Below are 15444 nucleotides of genomic sequence, written 5' to 3' on the forward strand. Positions count from 1 at the left end.
TAGAGTTTCCATAATCTCCCAGTTTATGAACACCCGCATTATTCCAGAGTGTCGGTCAAAGAAGAGAGAACAGAACCGGGAGGAATAAACACGAAAGCAGAGGAACAGGAATGACCAGAGTCCTTTTAGTCGAAGACGATCCCGCCATCGCGGAGCCGCTGACTCGCGCTCTACAGCGGGAAGGCTACGAGGTCGGAGCGCACGTTACAGGCGGTTCTGCCCTGAAACAAGTCAATGACTCCGACATGGTGATTTTGGACTTGGGGCTGCCTGACATGGACGGTCTGGATGTGGCACGCACGATTCGTGCCCAAGGTATCACCATTCCGATTCTGATTCTGACCGCGCGTACCGGCGAAGTCGACATGGTGGTGGGCTTGGATGCTGGTGCGGACGATTATGTGACCAAGCCGTTCCGTCTGGGCGAGCTGCTGGCTCGCGTGCGGGCGCTGCTGCGGCGTTCTGGCGGGGAAATCACTGAGGAAAGTGACCTTTCCGCACAGGACGTGCGCATTGAGGTTTCCGCTCATCGTGCTTTCCAGGGGACACGGGAATTACAGCTGACCGCGAAAGAATTTGAACTGTTGCGAGTGCTGGTGCGCGAGGCTGGCGCGGTCGTGGAGCGGGAAGCCATCATGCGGGAAGTGTGGGGCGGGGACCCGTCGGGTTCCACCAAGACCCTGGACATGCACGTCTCGTGGCTGCGCCGCAAACTCGGTGATGACGCGAACAATCCGCATTACATCACCACAGTGCGCGGCATGGGCTTCCGCTTTGAAACTGCCTAGCCCTTGCGCAAGCAAATCCTGGTTTCTATCCTCAGCGCGGTAACAATTGCTGTGCTGCTGCTGGGTGTACCTTTGGCAGCTTTCGCCGTTAATCAGCTGTGGGACTCGGCACGCGCGGATGTTGACGCAGCAGCTAAACAGTATGCCCTGGCTCTGGATCGCACTTCCCTGACCGGGCACTACGTGACTGATGTCACCATAGCGAGCTGGCTGTGGCCGGGACGCGCTGCCGACACCAGGGTGGAAGTCACCACTCACGACGGGCGCGACCTAAGCTTCGGGACTCGCCCGGTGTTTCCGCTGGTCTCCCGAGTCGAGACTGCCACGGGTGCCACTTTGACGGTAATTTCTTCGTCAGACAACGCCCGTTCACGTTCTGTGGTGTTCGTTTTGGTGACTCTTTCCGGGGTGGCAGCATCAGTATTTGTCGGCGCGTTTATCGCGATGCGGTCGTCCCGTCGGATTTCAGCACCGTTGATTTATCTGTCTGCCCAAGCCGAACAGCTCGGTTCTGGCGGGGTACGCCCGCGGGTGACCCCTTCCGGGATTGAAGAAATCGACCTGGTGCAAGACGAACTGGTTCGCGCCAGTGAAAATCTGGCAGGACGTATCGCCGCGGAGCGCCAGTTCGCTTCGGATGTCTCCCATCAGCTGCGCACTCCGCTGACTGCCCTGTCTATGCGACTGGAAGAAATCCAGATGATCAGCAGCGAACCGGAGGTACAGCAAGAAGCCGAACAGTGCCTGGACCAGCTGGAACGCCTGACCGGCGTGATTGAAGACCTGAAACGTAACTCTCAGAACGCAGGCGGGGGCACCACCCAGGCGATTAACGTGGACGAATTCCTGGTACACCAGCAAAACGAGTGGGAAAACCAGTTCCGAGCGGCGGATCGCCCGCTGGTGTTCCGTAATGAAACGGACCGTCCCGCCTTGGCTACCCCCGGTTCACTCGGTCAGGTCATCGCCACCCTGCTGGAGAATTCGTTGAAATACGGGGCAGGCACGACCACCGTGCGCGCCAAGATGAGTGGCAACAAGAAAGGCATGTATTTCGAGGTCAGCGACGAGGGTCCGGGGGTGGATGACGAAATCGCCCCGGATATTTTTAAGAAGGGCGTTTCGGGACACGGTTCGACCGGGATTGGCTTGGCGCTGGCGAAGCAGCTCATTGAGGCGGACGGCGGGAAACTCGAACTCATTGTGCGCCGACCCCCGACGTTCCAGGCTTTTGTCGCCACCGTACCGGCATCTCTGGATCCGAACAAGGTGTTGCCCCAGGGTGCCATTATTTCCGTCTCCCATCCCAAGCGCCGATTCTGACTTTCCCGGTTTCTGCGGCGATTTTCCCCGGTAAAGGGCGTTTCCCTGGATAGGATTTTTTTGTGGATGATTTTCGGGAAGGTAACTGGCTGTTGCGTGCCGATGCCGCGTGCGGTTTGCGGGCACTGCACCAGGCTGGGCAACGTGTGCAAATGATTTACATCGACCCGCCCTATAACACCGGAAACACTTTCGCCTACCACGATCGGCGTGCCAAGGACGAGTGGCTTGCGATGATGCACCCGCTGCTGGCGACAGCCCGCGAAATCCTGACCCCCGATGGTCTCATCTTTATCTCGATTGACTTTAACCAACTGTGTGAGCTGAAACTGGAGATGGACCGCACTTTTGGCACCGAAAACCTAATTGGAAACTTCGTGTGGGTCTCTAACTTGAAAGGTCGCCAGCTGGGGTCAGGTCCTGCCGGAACGCACGAGTACATCTTGACCTATGCCCGTGACGCTGCGCAGGTCGGCAAGCTCCGCGGTCGCACCGAGCTTTTGCAAAAACTCATGCCTGCCGTGTACCACCTGCCCCAGCGCCAGGTAAAGCATGATGCGCGCGGGGAGTATGTCACCAAGAACGAGCTGTATAACACGAACTCAAAGTTCAACGAGGTCACTGCCCCCTCGATGGTGTTCGATATTCTCTATCATCCCCAGACCGGGGCGGTACGCACCAGTGAGGTCGGGGCGGCGAATCCCGAACTGGCTGCTGCCGGCTGGATTTGCGCTCACCCTCATCCAAACGCGAAACCGGGACTCAAGTACCACGCGTGGCGTTGGTCGCGGGCGAAAGTGGAACGGGATTACGCAAACCTGGAATTTCAGGTGCGCGGACGGGGGGCACATCGCCATCTAAAGATTTATACCAAAATCCGTAACTTTCACGAAACTGCCCTGAAAGACCTGGTTATCGGACCCTCGACAATTTCAGGACAGCGGGAACTACAGCGTCTGGGTCTGGGCGGATTGTTTGAAACTCCAAAGCCCACGAAGCTGCTACAAGTCCTCATCGAGGCCGCCACCAGCCCCGGCGATACGGTCCTGGATTTCTTCGCCGGCTCGGGCACTACCGGGCAGGCGGCACACACCGCGGGGCGACGGTTTGTGTTGATTCAACTGGAAGAGACGTTCAGCTCGGCTAAATCCTCCCCCGCTAGCGAGCATGGACTCGACACTATTGCCGACCTGACAGCCGCGCGGCTGCGAGCCGCCCACGTCCCTTTCCGAGAAACGACACTGTAACCATCCCCGACCATCCCCGCAGTGCTGACCGGCACCCTTGTGAACACCCTTATGAACATCCCCTCTGGCACAGCCTTCGGCGGTATCCCGCGGAGCTCCGACCTGCCACGACCGTGTACTGCCACGATTCCCCCCGCCCCCCAACCCGCCCTGGTACAGAAACCCTGAAATATCTGTGAAAAAACGGGAAATACCTGGTAAATCCGACTTGTGCTAGGCTTGATTCCCAAGAAAGTCTAAATAGTTTGCCACCATTAAGGAAGGTCATAGTATGAATTCTCCCAGCCGTAAAGGCTTCGACACCTACCTTTTAATTTCCGGGTTTGCCCTGTTTGCCATGTTTTTCGGCGCGGGCAACTTGATTTTCCCCTTCCAAGTCGGCGTCAGCGGGGGCGCCAATGTAATCCCCGCAGTCATCGGCATTTTGCTGACGGGCGTGCTGTTCCCCGTGGCAGGGATGATGGCGGCGTCCACCGACGCTTACGGCGCGGGGCGAATTGCCGACCGCATCGGGCACATTCCGGGGCTGATTTTGACCGTCGCGGTATTCCTGTTTTGTGGAATGTGTTACGCGATGCCCCGCGTGGCTACCGTGTCTTGGGAGATGGCTATCCGCCCTTTGACCAGCCTGGGAGCCCAGACCGGGGATAACGCCGCGAATCACGTCGGGCTGTTTATTTACTCGCTAATCTTCTTTGCCATCGTGTTGATTCTGCTGAACCGCCCCGATCGGATGCTGGACCGCATCGGACAGTACCTGACCCCGGCGCTGCTCATTTTGCTGCTGGTGATGATTGCCATCGCCATGTTTAAACTGCCCAGTGTCGAAACAATTCACCCCGATCCGTCCTATCAGGCATCACCCTTTACTGCCGGGTTGATTACCGGCTACGGCACGATGGACGCTCTAGCATCCCTGGTGTTCGGGGTGGTCATCATCACCCAGTTGCACGCTCACGGCTACAACGAAAAGCGTTCCGTGTTCCGGGCGACGACCTTTACTGCCGGTATTGCGGGAGCATCCCTGGCTATCGTTTACACGGGCTTGGCATTTGTGGGTACCCGCGTGGCGGATCAGGAGATTGCTAACCCGGCAGCCGGTCTGTCTCTGGCGGCGCAAATGATTTTCGGACCAATCGGACAAAGCCTGTTCTCGATTATCGTGTTCCTGGCATGCTTGACCACCGCTACCGGACTGATGGGAGCTTCAACTCAGTACTTCTGCGATTTGCTCCCGAAGGTACACCGTTCCGCTATGCTGGCGATTCACGTGGTGATTTCCCTGCTGGTGGCTAATCTGGGTCTCGAGAACATCCTCGCCATCGTGGTGACGATTGGGTTGGCGACCTACCCTCCGGCAATCTGCCTGATTATCATCGCCCTGCTGGATTACACCATGAAACGCCAGCTGTTCTGGACCTACCGGCTCTCCGCCTGGGTAGCCACCCTAATCGGGATTTTTGAAGCCATCTCTACTTTCAAGCTCCCGGCTTGGGAGCACGTCACCGGCTGGCAGCAGGCTTTGCAAGATGTTTTGCATGTCCTTCCGCTGGGCGACGTGCAGATGGGCTGGCTGACCCCCGCTCTCGCTGGAGTCGCGGTCGGTATCGCCATTGACCTGCTGCATCCCATTGACGTGGCCAAATTGCCGAAGTCCCAGACTCCGACCGGGATTCCCGACCGGAACTCAGAGAAAGACAACCTGCCCGTCGAAGGCTAAATCTAAATGTCTGTGTGGGGGGCTCTGCCGGTTGGCAGAGCCCCCCACACATTTACCTAAATCAAACGGCGGTGAGTTAGAAACGGAACTTTTCCATCTCTGTTTGCAGACCTCTTGACTGGTTTGCCAGCTCTTTGGTCTGGTCTACCATTCGTCGCAAAGCTGCCGAGGAATTATCTGCACCGTGAGCCACCGAGGCAATATTTTCGGCAATCTGACCGGCACCAGCGGCCGCGTCCTGAACGGAACGTGACATTTCGTTGGTAGTGGCAGACTGTTCTTCCACCGCGGCAGCGATTGTGGTCTGGTAATCGTTGATGCTGGAAATAATCACTGAAATCCGCTCAATGGCACTGACCGCAGCCTCGGTATCCTGCTGGATTTGAGTGATTCGCGCACCAATATTTTCAGTAGCGGCCCCTGTTTGTGCCGCGAGATCTTTGACCTCCCCTGCCACCACGGCAAAGCCTTTACCGGCTTCGCCCGCGCGGGCAGCCTCAATGGTCGCATTCAGGGCCAACAGGTTCGTTTGCTCGGCAATAGCCGTGATTTCACGGATGACCTCACCAACTTCCTTGCTAGATTCGCCCAGCTTTTCCACCACTTGACTGGTGTCTGCCGCAACCGCGGTAGCCTCACCTGCGACGCGCGCAGCATCGTTAGCATTGGCAGAAATTTCGCGTATGGAGGCACCCATTTCTTCTGCCCCCGCAGCAACGGTTTGAATTGACTGAGAAACTTCATTCGCAGCGTTGCTAACCAATTCGGCTTCGGAACGCACTTGTACGGCTGCCGCCGCAGACTCATCAGCTTCCCGCGCCAAATCCATCGCGGTGGCATTGACATTGCCAGTCAAGCTCGCAGACTGGGTAATCAACTCGCCGATTTCAGTGACCGAGCGGTCCATTCCCTGGCAAATCGAACCCATTTCGTCGCGGGCTTCATAAGCGGTACGTTGCGTGAGGTCACCGTGACCCATCGCCGCGACGACATCATTAACCAGCTGTAGCGGACGGCTTATGACCCGGTACAGCAATATCCCCAGTGCCAATCCGATTGCTAACGCCAGTGCCAACAATATGCCGATGATGATAATGGAACTGAGCCGGGTGTAGTCCACATCTGCCTTCCGCTCCCGCTCCAGCGCGGTAAAGCGTTCGGTGATGGTGTTATAGGCATCATAATAGGCTTGGCGCGCATTTTGATACGACTCACCCTGGAGACGCTGCGAGTAGAGAGCACGGTCGTCGACAAGGGCGGCTGATACCAGTTCGTCTTCCAATACCTTTTGCCAGTGGTCGATTGCGGCAAAGTATTCATCGAGTTCTGGCACAGTTTGCGCGATGGGGTTAGAAGTGATTTCCTGACGCATTTTTTCCACATCGGATTGTTTAGCCTTGAACGCTTCATGGAACTTATTCTTTTCGGCAGGAGTAGGTAAGCCTAAAGTTAGCAACACATCAGAACGGGTCGAAATCAGGGTGGCATCCATGGCTGCCATTGACCGCGAGAACTGGCTGACAGCCAGCAAGCGGTCCGCGTCATCGCCTAGGGTGTTGAGTTTCACAATAGAGTATCCCGAGAGCACTACCATCAGTGCCAACAAGGCAGCAATAACGGTGGTGAACTTGGCAGACAGCTTTAGATTCGAAAATAAGTTTCGCTGAATCTTTGTGCTTACCCTCTTTGCTGGCGCTTCAGAACTTCCTGATTCCATAGCGTAATTCCTATCGTTGATTGTTGGATTATTAGACTTTATTTTTCTTACCATCGGTCAGTTTTTATTGCGCGCCCCGTAATAAAGTCACGGCGCGAGCAATATCATGGCATAACCGATAGCTCATAATAACCCGACTGCAACGCTTTGCTATTTATTTCAAAAAATTAACCACATACATATAAAGCAAGCACTGCAATTCCGTGCAGTGCTTGCTTTATATGTACTATCAAATCACGGTTTTCGGAGTGCCGCGCACTCCGAAAATGTGACTACTTCAAGGTGACGGTAGCGCCGGCCTCTTCGAGTTCAGCCTTGGCCTTTTCAGCGTCTTCCTTCTTGGCACCTTCGAGGATGGCCTTGGGAGCGCCATCAACCAGGTCCTTGGCTTCCTTCAAGCCCAGACCGGTCAGAGCCTTGACAACCTTGATAACCGGAACCTTGGAGGCGCCAGCGTTCTCGAGCACGACGTCAAACTCGGTCTGCTCTTCGCCACCAGCAGCGTCGCCACCAGCAGCCGGAGCAGCAGCCACGGCTACAGCAGCCGGAGCAGCAGCGGTCACGTCAAAGACCTCTTCGAACTTCTTCACGAAGTCGGAGATCTCAATCAGGGTCATATCCTTGAACACGTCGATCAGTTCATCAACAGTCATTTTCGCCATTTTTGGCATCCTTTCGGTTTATCCACCTGGTGATTCCTGCACACCGGGCGTCGCTCTCGCTGATGCGAGCGCTTTTTTCTTTGAATCTAGGTCTAAAGTAAAGCGCCTTAGGCCGCGAGCTTTTCGCGGTAGGCGTCGATGGTACGAACCGTCTTGGAGGCCGAAGCCTGGAACAGCCCGGCAGCGCGAGTTTGCAGCGCCTTGAGCAATCCAGCGGACTTCGCCAGCAAAACTTCGCGGGATTCCAGGGAAGCGAGTTTCTTAACCGCATCAGTGTCGAGGATTTCCCCGTCCATGATGCCAGCCTTCAAAACCAGCGCCTTGTTTTCCTTCGCAAAGGTATCCAGAGCCTTAGCGACGCTAACGACATCGCCATCGGCAGGAACGAAAGCAATCGCGGTCGGTCCCACGAGGTATTCGTCGAGACCTTCCAGCCCAGCTTCCTTCATAGCCAGCTTCGCGAGCTTGTTCTTCGCTACGGAGTAACGCACGTCCGTACCGAGCGAGGTACGCAGCTCTTTCATCTGCTTTACGGTCAGACCACGGTATTCGGTCAAAATAACAGCGGCGGAGTCCTTCGCGGATGCCGCGAGAGACTGCACATCTGTGACTTTATCAGGCCTTGCCATGAGCCCTCCTTCCGTTTTTAGCCGGCTGCACGGGATTCGGGCAATAAAAAAGCCCCGCGCGCAAGAGCCGGGGCGTACAGATACGGTTCCCGTCCGTTTTCTGGGTTTTATTGCCACAGAAGGTCGGTGGGTACCGTTCATGATTCGCTTATCGTTTCCTGCGCAGGCTCAGCTATCGCTGAATTATCCGTTCGGACCGGCGGTCTTAGGCTCGTTCAGGCTAGCACATTGCCCGCTTGGAGCCAAATTACGGTATCTGCACGCGGAGCTTGCCACTAGGCAACTCCGGTTGCTGGAGTTAGTGGAATGCTTGGCACCAACGACCGTTTTCACCCCACCGAACATCCCTTTCACGAAAGCGAAATCGCCACCACCTGCATTTTTACCAAAACGAGAGATGAAGATAACCCTGAATCTGTGTTGAAATCGGTCATTCGTGTCCGCGCTAGGGGTGCAGAAGCTGCTCAATGGCGTGACGCCGCCGGTTTAAAGTGGTACCGGGTTGGTCGAACTTAGTGAACTGCCAGGGGGCAGCCAGACTCATGAAAGTATTAATGGCGACTTCCGGGCTGGTTTTCATTTCGTTTTGCAGCCAGGAGCGAATAATTACGAAAGTATTTTGCACCTGCTGCTCGGCAGCCATCTCTATCCAAAGCTCACCGTTGTTTTCTCCGGAATAAGTCACGTAATCCAGGACGTAGCGACGCAGGTATTGGTGAAAATAGTCGCTGAAATAGCCGCGCGTTCCCGACGAGGGCACGTCGAGGAAAATATGCCCGTAGACTTCGGCGTGACTGGCAATATGCTCCAGCAGCTCGATATAAATTTCGCGCCAGCGCAACAGGTAGTTTTCCCGGCTGGCACGGAGTAGCTGACCGATAGCCGGGAAGAACTCGTGGATTTCTGCCAGTAAACACTTGGCTAAAAGTTCGGCGGGGCTGGAGGCGTGAGCGTAAAACGTCCCTCGAGACACGCCCGCAGTTTTCGTTAGTTCTGACACGGAGACATCTTCTGGAGCCCGCGTGGCGCAGAGACGCAAAATGGCTTCATTCAGATTGGCTCGCGCGCGGGCATAGCGCGGATCCATCACTACTTCTCCACTCGGAAAGTTCAAAGGCTCATTTCTCGCCACAAAAGCATTGTGGCACAACCCTGAGACAGCCCGAAACAAAATGAGAATAACACAATACCCTATTGAACACCTGTCCAATAGGGCGTAATATAATTCCCGAAGCAAAGTGACTTCATTTCAACTCCGGAAAAGGAACACTTATGGCACATCAGAGCGAAACCCCCTCGGGAATCTCCCGACGGTCATTTTTACAATGGTCCGGTGTGGCTGCGGGAACCGCCACCTTGTTGAGCGTGGAAGGCTCCCTTCCGGGCTCTTCGGAGGCAAACGCGGCTGCATCTGACGACACCAAGCTGGTGTGGTCGGCTTGTACCGTGAACTGTGGTTCGCGCTGCCCACTGCAGCTGCAGGTTAAGAACGGTCGGGTAGTACGAGTTCTGCCTGACGACACCGGCACGAACGAACTCGGCTCGCAATCCGTGCGTGCTTGCGTGCGCGGTCGCTCCATTCGGCACCGGATATACAATCCGGATCGGCTGAAGAAGCCCTTGAAGCGTAAACCCGGCACGAAACGTGGTGCTGGCGAATGGGTCGAAATCAGCTGGAAGCAAGCCTTGGACGAAATCGCCCAAAAGATGAAAGAAATCAAAGCGAAGTACGGCAACGAAGCCTTTTACATCAACTACGGCACCGGCACCCTCGGATCTATCGTGTCTACCTCGTGGCCCCCGGATGCGACCGCCTTTGCCCGCCTGATGAACTGCTGGGGCGGCTACCTGGATCACTATTCCGACTACTCCACCACCGAAATCACCACTGCCTACCCGTACTTTTATGGGTCTTGGTTCGGTTCTAACTCACTCGATGACGCGGCACGCTCGAAACTGCAGGTCATGTTTGGCAACAACCCGCTGGAAACCCGCATGAGCGGGGGCGGGCTGACCTTCACCACGCTGGAGACAAAAAAGGCCTCTGGAGTGCGCACCATCATTATCGACCCCCGCTATTCCGAGACTGCCGTTGACCTAGCAGACCAGTGGGTGGCATTGCGTCCGGGGACGGATGCGGCTCTCGTGGCAGGCATGATTCACGTCATGCTGGAGGAAAACCTGCACGACCAAGCCTTCCTGGACACCTATTGCATCGGCTTCGACGAAGCCCACATGCCTCCCGGCGCTCCCGCGAATGCGTCTTACCGCTCCTATATCGAAGGCAAAAAGGACGGCGTCGAAAAAACTCCCCAGTGGGCCTCTGCCATCACCGGGGTTCCGGAACAAACCATCCGCCAACTGGCTCGTGAAATTGCCACCGCAAAGCCCTGCGCAATCACCCAGGGGTGGGGTCCGCAACGCCACGCCAACGGCGAAAACGCCGCGCGCGCCATCTTCCTGCTGGCTTGCGCGACCGGCAACGTGGGCGTCCCCGGCGGCGGTAACGGAGCTCGAGAGTCCTCACCCGGACTGGGAGTCGGCAAGAATCTGACCAGCTCGAAACCAAACCCGTCGATGAAGATTATCTCGGTGTTCTCCTGGCTGGACGCGATTGAACACGGCGAAAAAATGGACACGTTCAACTCGGGGGTCATGGAAAAGCCCGAGCCGGGAGCGCGTGACTTTAAAGTCCCGGTAGATGACAACGGCACCCCGACCAACACGAAGCTGGATGTCCCCATTAAGATGGTGTGGCAATACGGCGGAAACTCGCTGGTCAACCAAACTGGGGAAAACGCCGCTTCGGTGAAAATCCTCCAAGACGAATCCAAGTGCGAACTCATCGTCGATTGCGATATTCAGATGACGGTGTCTTGCCGATACGCTGACTACGTCCTACCTGGCACTTCTGCCGCCGAGGAATGCGACTATCATGCCGGGGAAAACGGCGCACCGATGGCGTATGGGATTGTTTCCTCCCAAGCCATCAAGCCTCTGTATCAGTGCAAGGACGTTTACACGATTTGCACCGAGCTGGCTGACCGCCTGGGTGTAAAGGATGACTTCACTGAGGGCAAGACTCGCGAAGATTGGCTGAAAGAGGCCATTGACACCGCGCGGGAGGATGACCCCGAACTGCCCACCTACGAGGAATGGAAAAAGATGGGCGTCTACCGTCGCTACGAAGGACCGATTGTCTCGATGGAAGACTTCCGCACGGACCCGCTGGCTAACCCCCTGTCGACGCCCAGCGGAAAGATTGAAATCTATTCCCAGCGCATCGAACAGATGGCTACCAAGTGGACTTTTGACGCCTTCCGCGAAAAAGCTGAAGGCGACCGGCTGGTGCCTTTGCCCGAGTACGTCGAGACTTGGGACGGACCGGCAGCCGCCATGACCGGCAAGTATCCGCTGCAATGCATCGGTCACCACTTTAAGGGTCGGACCCACTCCACGTATGGAAACGTGGACTGGCTGCGCGAAGCCCACCTGCAAACCATCTGGATTAACCCGATTGACGCCAAGGCTCGCGGAATCAAGAACGGCGATTTGGTGTTTGCCTACAATGACCGCGGCACCGTGCGAATTGAAGCGAAAGTTACTCCCCGCATTGCCCCCGGAGTGGTTTCCCTACCGCAGGGAGCCTGGTATCACCCGGTCGATGCCTCCGAGGTGAAACCTCCAGCCGGCGCCAATCCGGATATTCCGGTGGACATCGGCGGAAACACCAACACTTTGTCCTCGCTGCACCCCTCGCCCTTGGCGCACGGCAACGCGGTACATACCATCACCGTGGAAATTGAGAAGGCTTAGGAGGACATATCATGGCTGAAAACTTCACCAAAGCTGGCGCCAAGTACGGGTTCTATTTCAATCAGACCCGCTGCAACGGCTGCAAGGCCTGCCAGATTGCCTGTATCGACAAGCATGACCTGCCGCTGGGCGTACACTGGCGCAAAGTCGCGGAATACTCCGGCGGGACCTGGAAAGTCCAAGGCAACACCTTCCAACCGAAAGTGTTTGCCTACTATGTCTCCATTTCTTGTAACCACTGTGAATACCCGGTCTGCATGGAGGTTTGCCCCACCACCGCGATGAGCCGCCGCAAGGATGGCACCGTGTATGTGGATGAGTCGAAATGCGTGGGCTGCCGCTACTGCCAGTGGGCTTGCCCCTACGGCGCGCCCCAGCTCAACCCGGAGACTGGTCACATGTCAAAGTGCGACCTGTGCTACGACTATCGCTCGGAGGGCAAAGACCCGGCGTGCGTCGCGGCCTGCCCCTCCCGGGCTCTGGAGTGGGGCCCCATCGACGAACTCCGTAAGAAACACGGCAACCTCAACGGTATCGCTCCCCTGCCCGACCCGTCCTTGACGGAACCGCACCTGGTCATCGAAGCGCACCGGGACGCGGAACCGTGGGACCAAGCCACCGGCGAAATCACCAACCCGAAGGAGATCTGAAAATGGAAGAACTCCCTATGATTCTGTTTACCGTCATCGCCCAGATGGCGATTGGGGCTTTTTGGGCTCTGGGCTTTGTCCAGCTGCTCGGAAGGCTCCGCAAACTGCCTGGTGAATCCATTGACCGGGTGACTGACACCTCCCTGTTCGCAGTCGGACCGCTGCTGGTTCTCGGGTTCTTTGCGGCATTTTTCCACCTGAATGACCCGTTCCATGCGCCATTTACGCTGTTGCACGTCGGCTCCTCCTGGCTCAGCCGCGAACTGTTGAGCGGGGTACTGTTCGGCGGTTTCGGCTTCGTCTTTGCGGCATGCCAGTGGAATAAGTGGTTGACCCGAACCCTCCGTGACGCGTTGGCAGTCCTCACTGCGCTGAGCGGTCTGGCTCTGCTGGCGGCAATGAGTGGGGTCTATTGCACCGTCAAAACTATTCCGGCGTGGCATACTCCCGCGATTCCCGTGTTCTTCTTTGCCTCGGCTCTGTTGACCGGTCCGCTCGCGGTAGCGCTGAGCCTGCTGCTGGTGTGGAAAAAGGCACTGTCTGCGACCGATACGGTGTCTGCTCCCGAGAGCTGGAAAGACTGGCGTCAGCATCTGGCAGTCGGTCAAATCAGCGATGATCTGAAGTCGCTGGTGCATTCCGCGATGCAAATCCTCACCATTGTGTCGGCTGCCAGCGGCATCATCATCATGATTACCTACCCTGCCTACCTGTTGGGTCTGCATCAGCAGGGTGGGGCGGCAGCTCACGTAGCTGACGTTATCTCGGGTGGTTTCCTGACCTGCCGTCTGATCCTGCTGGGTATCGCGGTCGTTGGCGCGGGTGTGTTTGCGTTCACCCAGATTCGCTTGCATTCACAGCCCACTACCACTCTGACGGTCCTGCTGTGCGGATCGCTGCTGCTGGCATTCATCACTGAACTGCTGGGTCGAGCCGTCCACTACGAAGGCTTGTGGCATGTAGGCTTGAATACAGTGCAACACGTTATCGCACCCTAACCGGGGTCCTAGAGAAACCTCGGTGGCTCCCGGCGCATTACCGGGAGCCACGCTTTATTACAGAAGGAAGATACCCATGAGTCAGCTAATCGACGCGCCCTCTCTCGATACTTTTGCCGCGTCTTTTTTGGTCTTGGGCCGGCTGCACCTGGGCCACGCAACTCCGGACACCCGCCGCGAAGTCTATACGAACCTGTCCGACTGGCCCTTTTGGAACGAACCTAACCCCCACCCGGAGCTGGCAAGCCTCCACGCAGACGCCCACACTGCCCTCACTCGCGGCACCGACCTGCTGCAACGCTCTTGGGAAAGCCACGAAGAGGACTCCACGATTCGCATGGATCAGGATTTTCTTTATGGAGTTTCTGCCACCGCCCGAGTCTCACCCTTTGAGTCTGTCCACGTCGGCGAGGAACAGCTGGTGTTTGATACCGAGACGATTCAAGTCCGGTGGTACTACTCTCAGCTAGGTTTGCGGGCTCCCCAGCTGCATACCGAACCGGATGACCACCTCGGGTTGGAGTTCGCCTTTCTGTCTCAGGGCTGCCAACAGATGCTGTCGGCGCTAGATGCGGGGCGGATTGAGGATTACCACCGCGTGCGCGACATCGTGGTAGCTTTCACTCGCGAACATCCTTTGCGGTGGATTCCCGCGACTCTGCGCGAAGCCGAGGTCCAGGCGCAAACTGCCTGGATGCAGGGGGTCGAAGCCCTGAGCTACGCTGCCTTCGCGTCTTGGGTCGTGACCCTGTCGACCCGGGGTCTGCTTCCCGTCGCGGAGGTTACGTCCGGGTTCGCTGCCCCCTATCGAGGTATTACGGCAGTTCACAAGGGAGTTGCGACGGGTAAGTTTGGTGACCCCGGCGTACCGGGGGTAACGCGCGACGCGGGGAGCACCGCGGCACGCCTACGCCATGACCTGCCCGGTGATTCCGGAACTTCGAGCGAACCAGGCACTCCTGACAGCCCCGAAAACCGCTCTGACCGCACTGTGGAAACCCCATCCTTATGAAAGACTCCCTGCGCGAACTGCTGCGCTATTTGAGCGCGGGGGAAGTCCCCGAAACTCTGGTTCTGGCGTGCGATCACAGCCCCCTGCCGCACATACCCCGCCGGGTGTGCGCGCTGCATTACGATGCCTGCTGGAGCGGGGCACCTTTGGGTTCCCTCGCGCAGATTCTGGCACTAGGGGTGAGTCAGATTGCCTTTGTGCCGTGCTCACGAGGTGAGGGCTTGGGGCGGCTATTACAGCTCGGTGACGTGGTTTTCCCCGGTCGCTTGCGCCGGTGGGAGACAACCCACCAGGGCAGGTTCGCTGGAAAATGGGTTGAGGTTTCGCAGCTGGGGGTATCGCGCCGGTCGTTCCTAGGGCTATCCACCACCTGCGCCCTGGATCTTCACGCCAACTGGCAAGAACGCAGCGCGCAGGCTTTTGCCTTGTTGGGGGTATCTGAGCCGCCGTCGGACCTGCCACCAGCGTGGACACTGCAGGTTGGCAAGTGTAGCGTCTGCGGGGTGTGCGTCGCTGCTTGCCCACACCAGGCTTTATCTCTGACACCTGATCCCGAGGACGCGGATGTGCTCGCCCTCACGCAAGACTTGGCTCGCTGTGAAGCCGATGGCGCCTGCCTGAAGCTATGCCCGGAACACACCTTGACAGCGCAAGGTCACCCCACTTGGTCACAAATCCACACCGGAGCCACCCAAACCCTGACCGAAGTAAAAACGAAGATTTGTCCCTCGTGCCGTAGCCGTTTTCCCGCTACCGCTGGCGAGCTCTGTCCCCTCTGCGCATTCCGCCAGGACCACCCCTTCGGGTCACTCATGCCCCGTTAGGAAATCAGAACCTCCGGGAAATCTGGTTTAGAAAATTGCACCGTCAGTTGACGGCATT

The 15444-nt window shown here is 57.2% G+C and carries 13 protein-coding genes; 9 read left to right on the top strand and 4 right to left on the bottom strand.

Annotated elements, in window-relative coordinates; all coding sequences use genetic code 11:
• Positions 1–110 precede the first annotated feature (110 nt).
• The 4 genes from HMPREF0576_RS06190 to brnQ all read left to right on the top strand — a co-directional run bounded on the left by HMPREF0576_RS06190 (position 111) and on the right by brnQ (position 5078).
• Positions 111–788 (top strand): response regulator transcription factor, encoded by a 678-nt coding sequence (locus tag HMPREF0576_RS06190; RefSeq protein WP_004007408.1) that lies wholly within the window; start codon positions 111–113, stop codon positions 786–788.
• A 3-nt stretch (positions 789–791) separates the two neighbouring features.
• The gene (locus HMPREF0576_RS06195) at positions 792–2111 is read left to right on the top strand and encodes a HAMP domain-containing sensor histidine kinase (protein WP_004007409.1); all 1320 of its coding nucleotides are present in this window, start codon (positions 792–794) and stop codon (positions 2109–2111) included.
• A gap of 62 nt (positions 2112–2173) precedes the next feature.
• A complete protein-coding gene (locus HMPREF0576_RS06200; RefSeq protein ID WP_004011168.1) occupies positions 2174–3358 on the top strand; it encodes a site-specific DNA-methyltransferase in 1185 nt (394 codons plus the stop codon).
• A 271-nt stretch (positions 3359–3629) separates the two neighbouring features.
• A complete protein-coding gene (gene brnQ / locus HMPREF0576_RS06205; protein WP_004011170.1) occupies positions 3630–5078 on the top strand; it encodes a branched-chain amino acid transport system II carrier protein in 1449 nt (482 codons plus the stop codon).
• Between the two features lie 76 nt (positions 5079–5154).
• On the opposite strand, the gene HMPREF0576_RS06210 is transcribed toward brnQ, so the two are convergent.
• From HMPREF0576_RS06210 to HMPREF0576_RS06225, 4 genes are all read right to left on the bottom strand, one after another.
• Positions 5155–6849 carry a methyl-accepting chemotaxis protein gene (locus HMPREF0576_RS06210; protein ID WP_004011171.1) on the bottom strand — a complete coding sequence of 565 codons (1695 nt, stop codon included), beginning with the start codon at positions 6847–6849 and terminating at the stop codon, positions 5155–5157.
• A gap of 218 nt (positions 6850–7067) precedes the next feature.
• The gene (rplL, locus tag HMPREF0576_RS06215; protein WP_004007413.1) at positions 7068–7457 is read right to left on the bottom strand and encodes a 50S ribosomal protein L7/L12; all 390 of its coding nucleotides are present in this window, start codon (positions 7455–7457) and stop codon (positions 7068–7070) included.
• Positions 7458–7564: 107 nt separating this feature from the next.
• Complete coding sequence (rplJ, locus tag HMPREF0576_RS06220; RefSeq protein WP_004007414.1) at positions 7565–8086, bottom strand: 50S ribosomal protein L10; 522 nt, start codon at positions 8084–8086, stop codon at positions 7565–7567.
• Between the two features lie 445 nt (positions 8087–8531).
• Positions 8532–9218 carry a TetR/AcrR family transcriptional regulator gene (locus HMPREF0576_RS06225; protein ID WP_236585819.1) on the bottom strand — a complete coding sequence of 229 codons (687 nt, stop codon included), beginning with the start codon at positions 9216–9218 and terminating at the stop codon, positions 8532–8534.
• A 140-nt stretch (positions 9219–9358) separates the two neighbouring features.
• On the opposite strand from HMPREF0576_RS06225, the gene HMPREF0576_RS06230 reads away from it, so the two are divergent.
• From HMPREF0576_RS06230 to HMPREF0576_RS06250, 5 genes are all read left to right on the top strand, one after another.
• Positions 9359–11902: a DMSO/selenate family reductase complex A subunit gene (locus HMPREF0576_RS06230; protein ID WP_004011172.1), complete on the top strand. Its 2544-nt coding sequence runs from the start codon at positions 9359–9361 to the stop codon at positions 11900–11902.
• An 11-nt stretch (positions 11903–11913) separates the two neighbouring features.
• Positions 11914–12552 (top strand): DMSO/selenate family reductase complex B subunit, encoded by a 639-nt coding sequence (locus HMPREF0576_RS06235; RefSeq protein ID WP_004011173.1) that lies wholly within the window; start codon positions 11914–11916, stop codon positions 12550–12552.
• 2 nt (positions 12553–12554) lie between these two features.
• The gene (locus HMPREF0576_RS06240; protein WP_004011174.1) at positions 12555–13550 is read left to right on the top strand and encodes a dimethyl sulfoxide reductase anchor subunit family protein; all 996 of its coding nucleotides are present in this window, start codon (positions 12555–12557) and stop codon (positions 13548–13550) included.
• A 76-nt stretch (positions 13551–13626) separates the two neighbouring features.
• On the top strand, positions 13627–14562 hold the full coding sequence (locus HMPREF0576_RS06245) for a TorD/DmsD family molecular chaperone (RefSeq protein ID WP_004011175.1): 936 nt from the start codon (positions 13627–13629) through the stop codon (positions 14560–14562).
• Positions 14559–15386: a 4Fe-4S dicluster domain-containing protein gene (locus HMPREF0576_RS06250; RefSeq protein ID WP_004011176.1), complete on the top strand. Its 828-nt coding sequence runs from the start codon at positions 14559–14561 to the stop codon at positions 15384–15386. Before HMPREF0576_RS06245 ends, HMPREF0576_RS06250 begins: the two co-directional genes overlap by 4 nt.
• Positions 15387–15444: the final 58 nt, after the last annotated feature.

This window comes from Mobiluncus holmesii ATCC 35242, from assembly GCF_000185445.1.
Lineage (GTDB): Bacteria > Actinomycetota > Actinomycetes > Actinomycetales > Actinomycetaceae > Mobiluncus > Mobiluncus curtisii.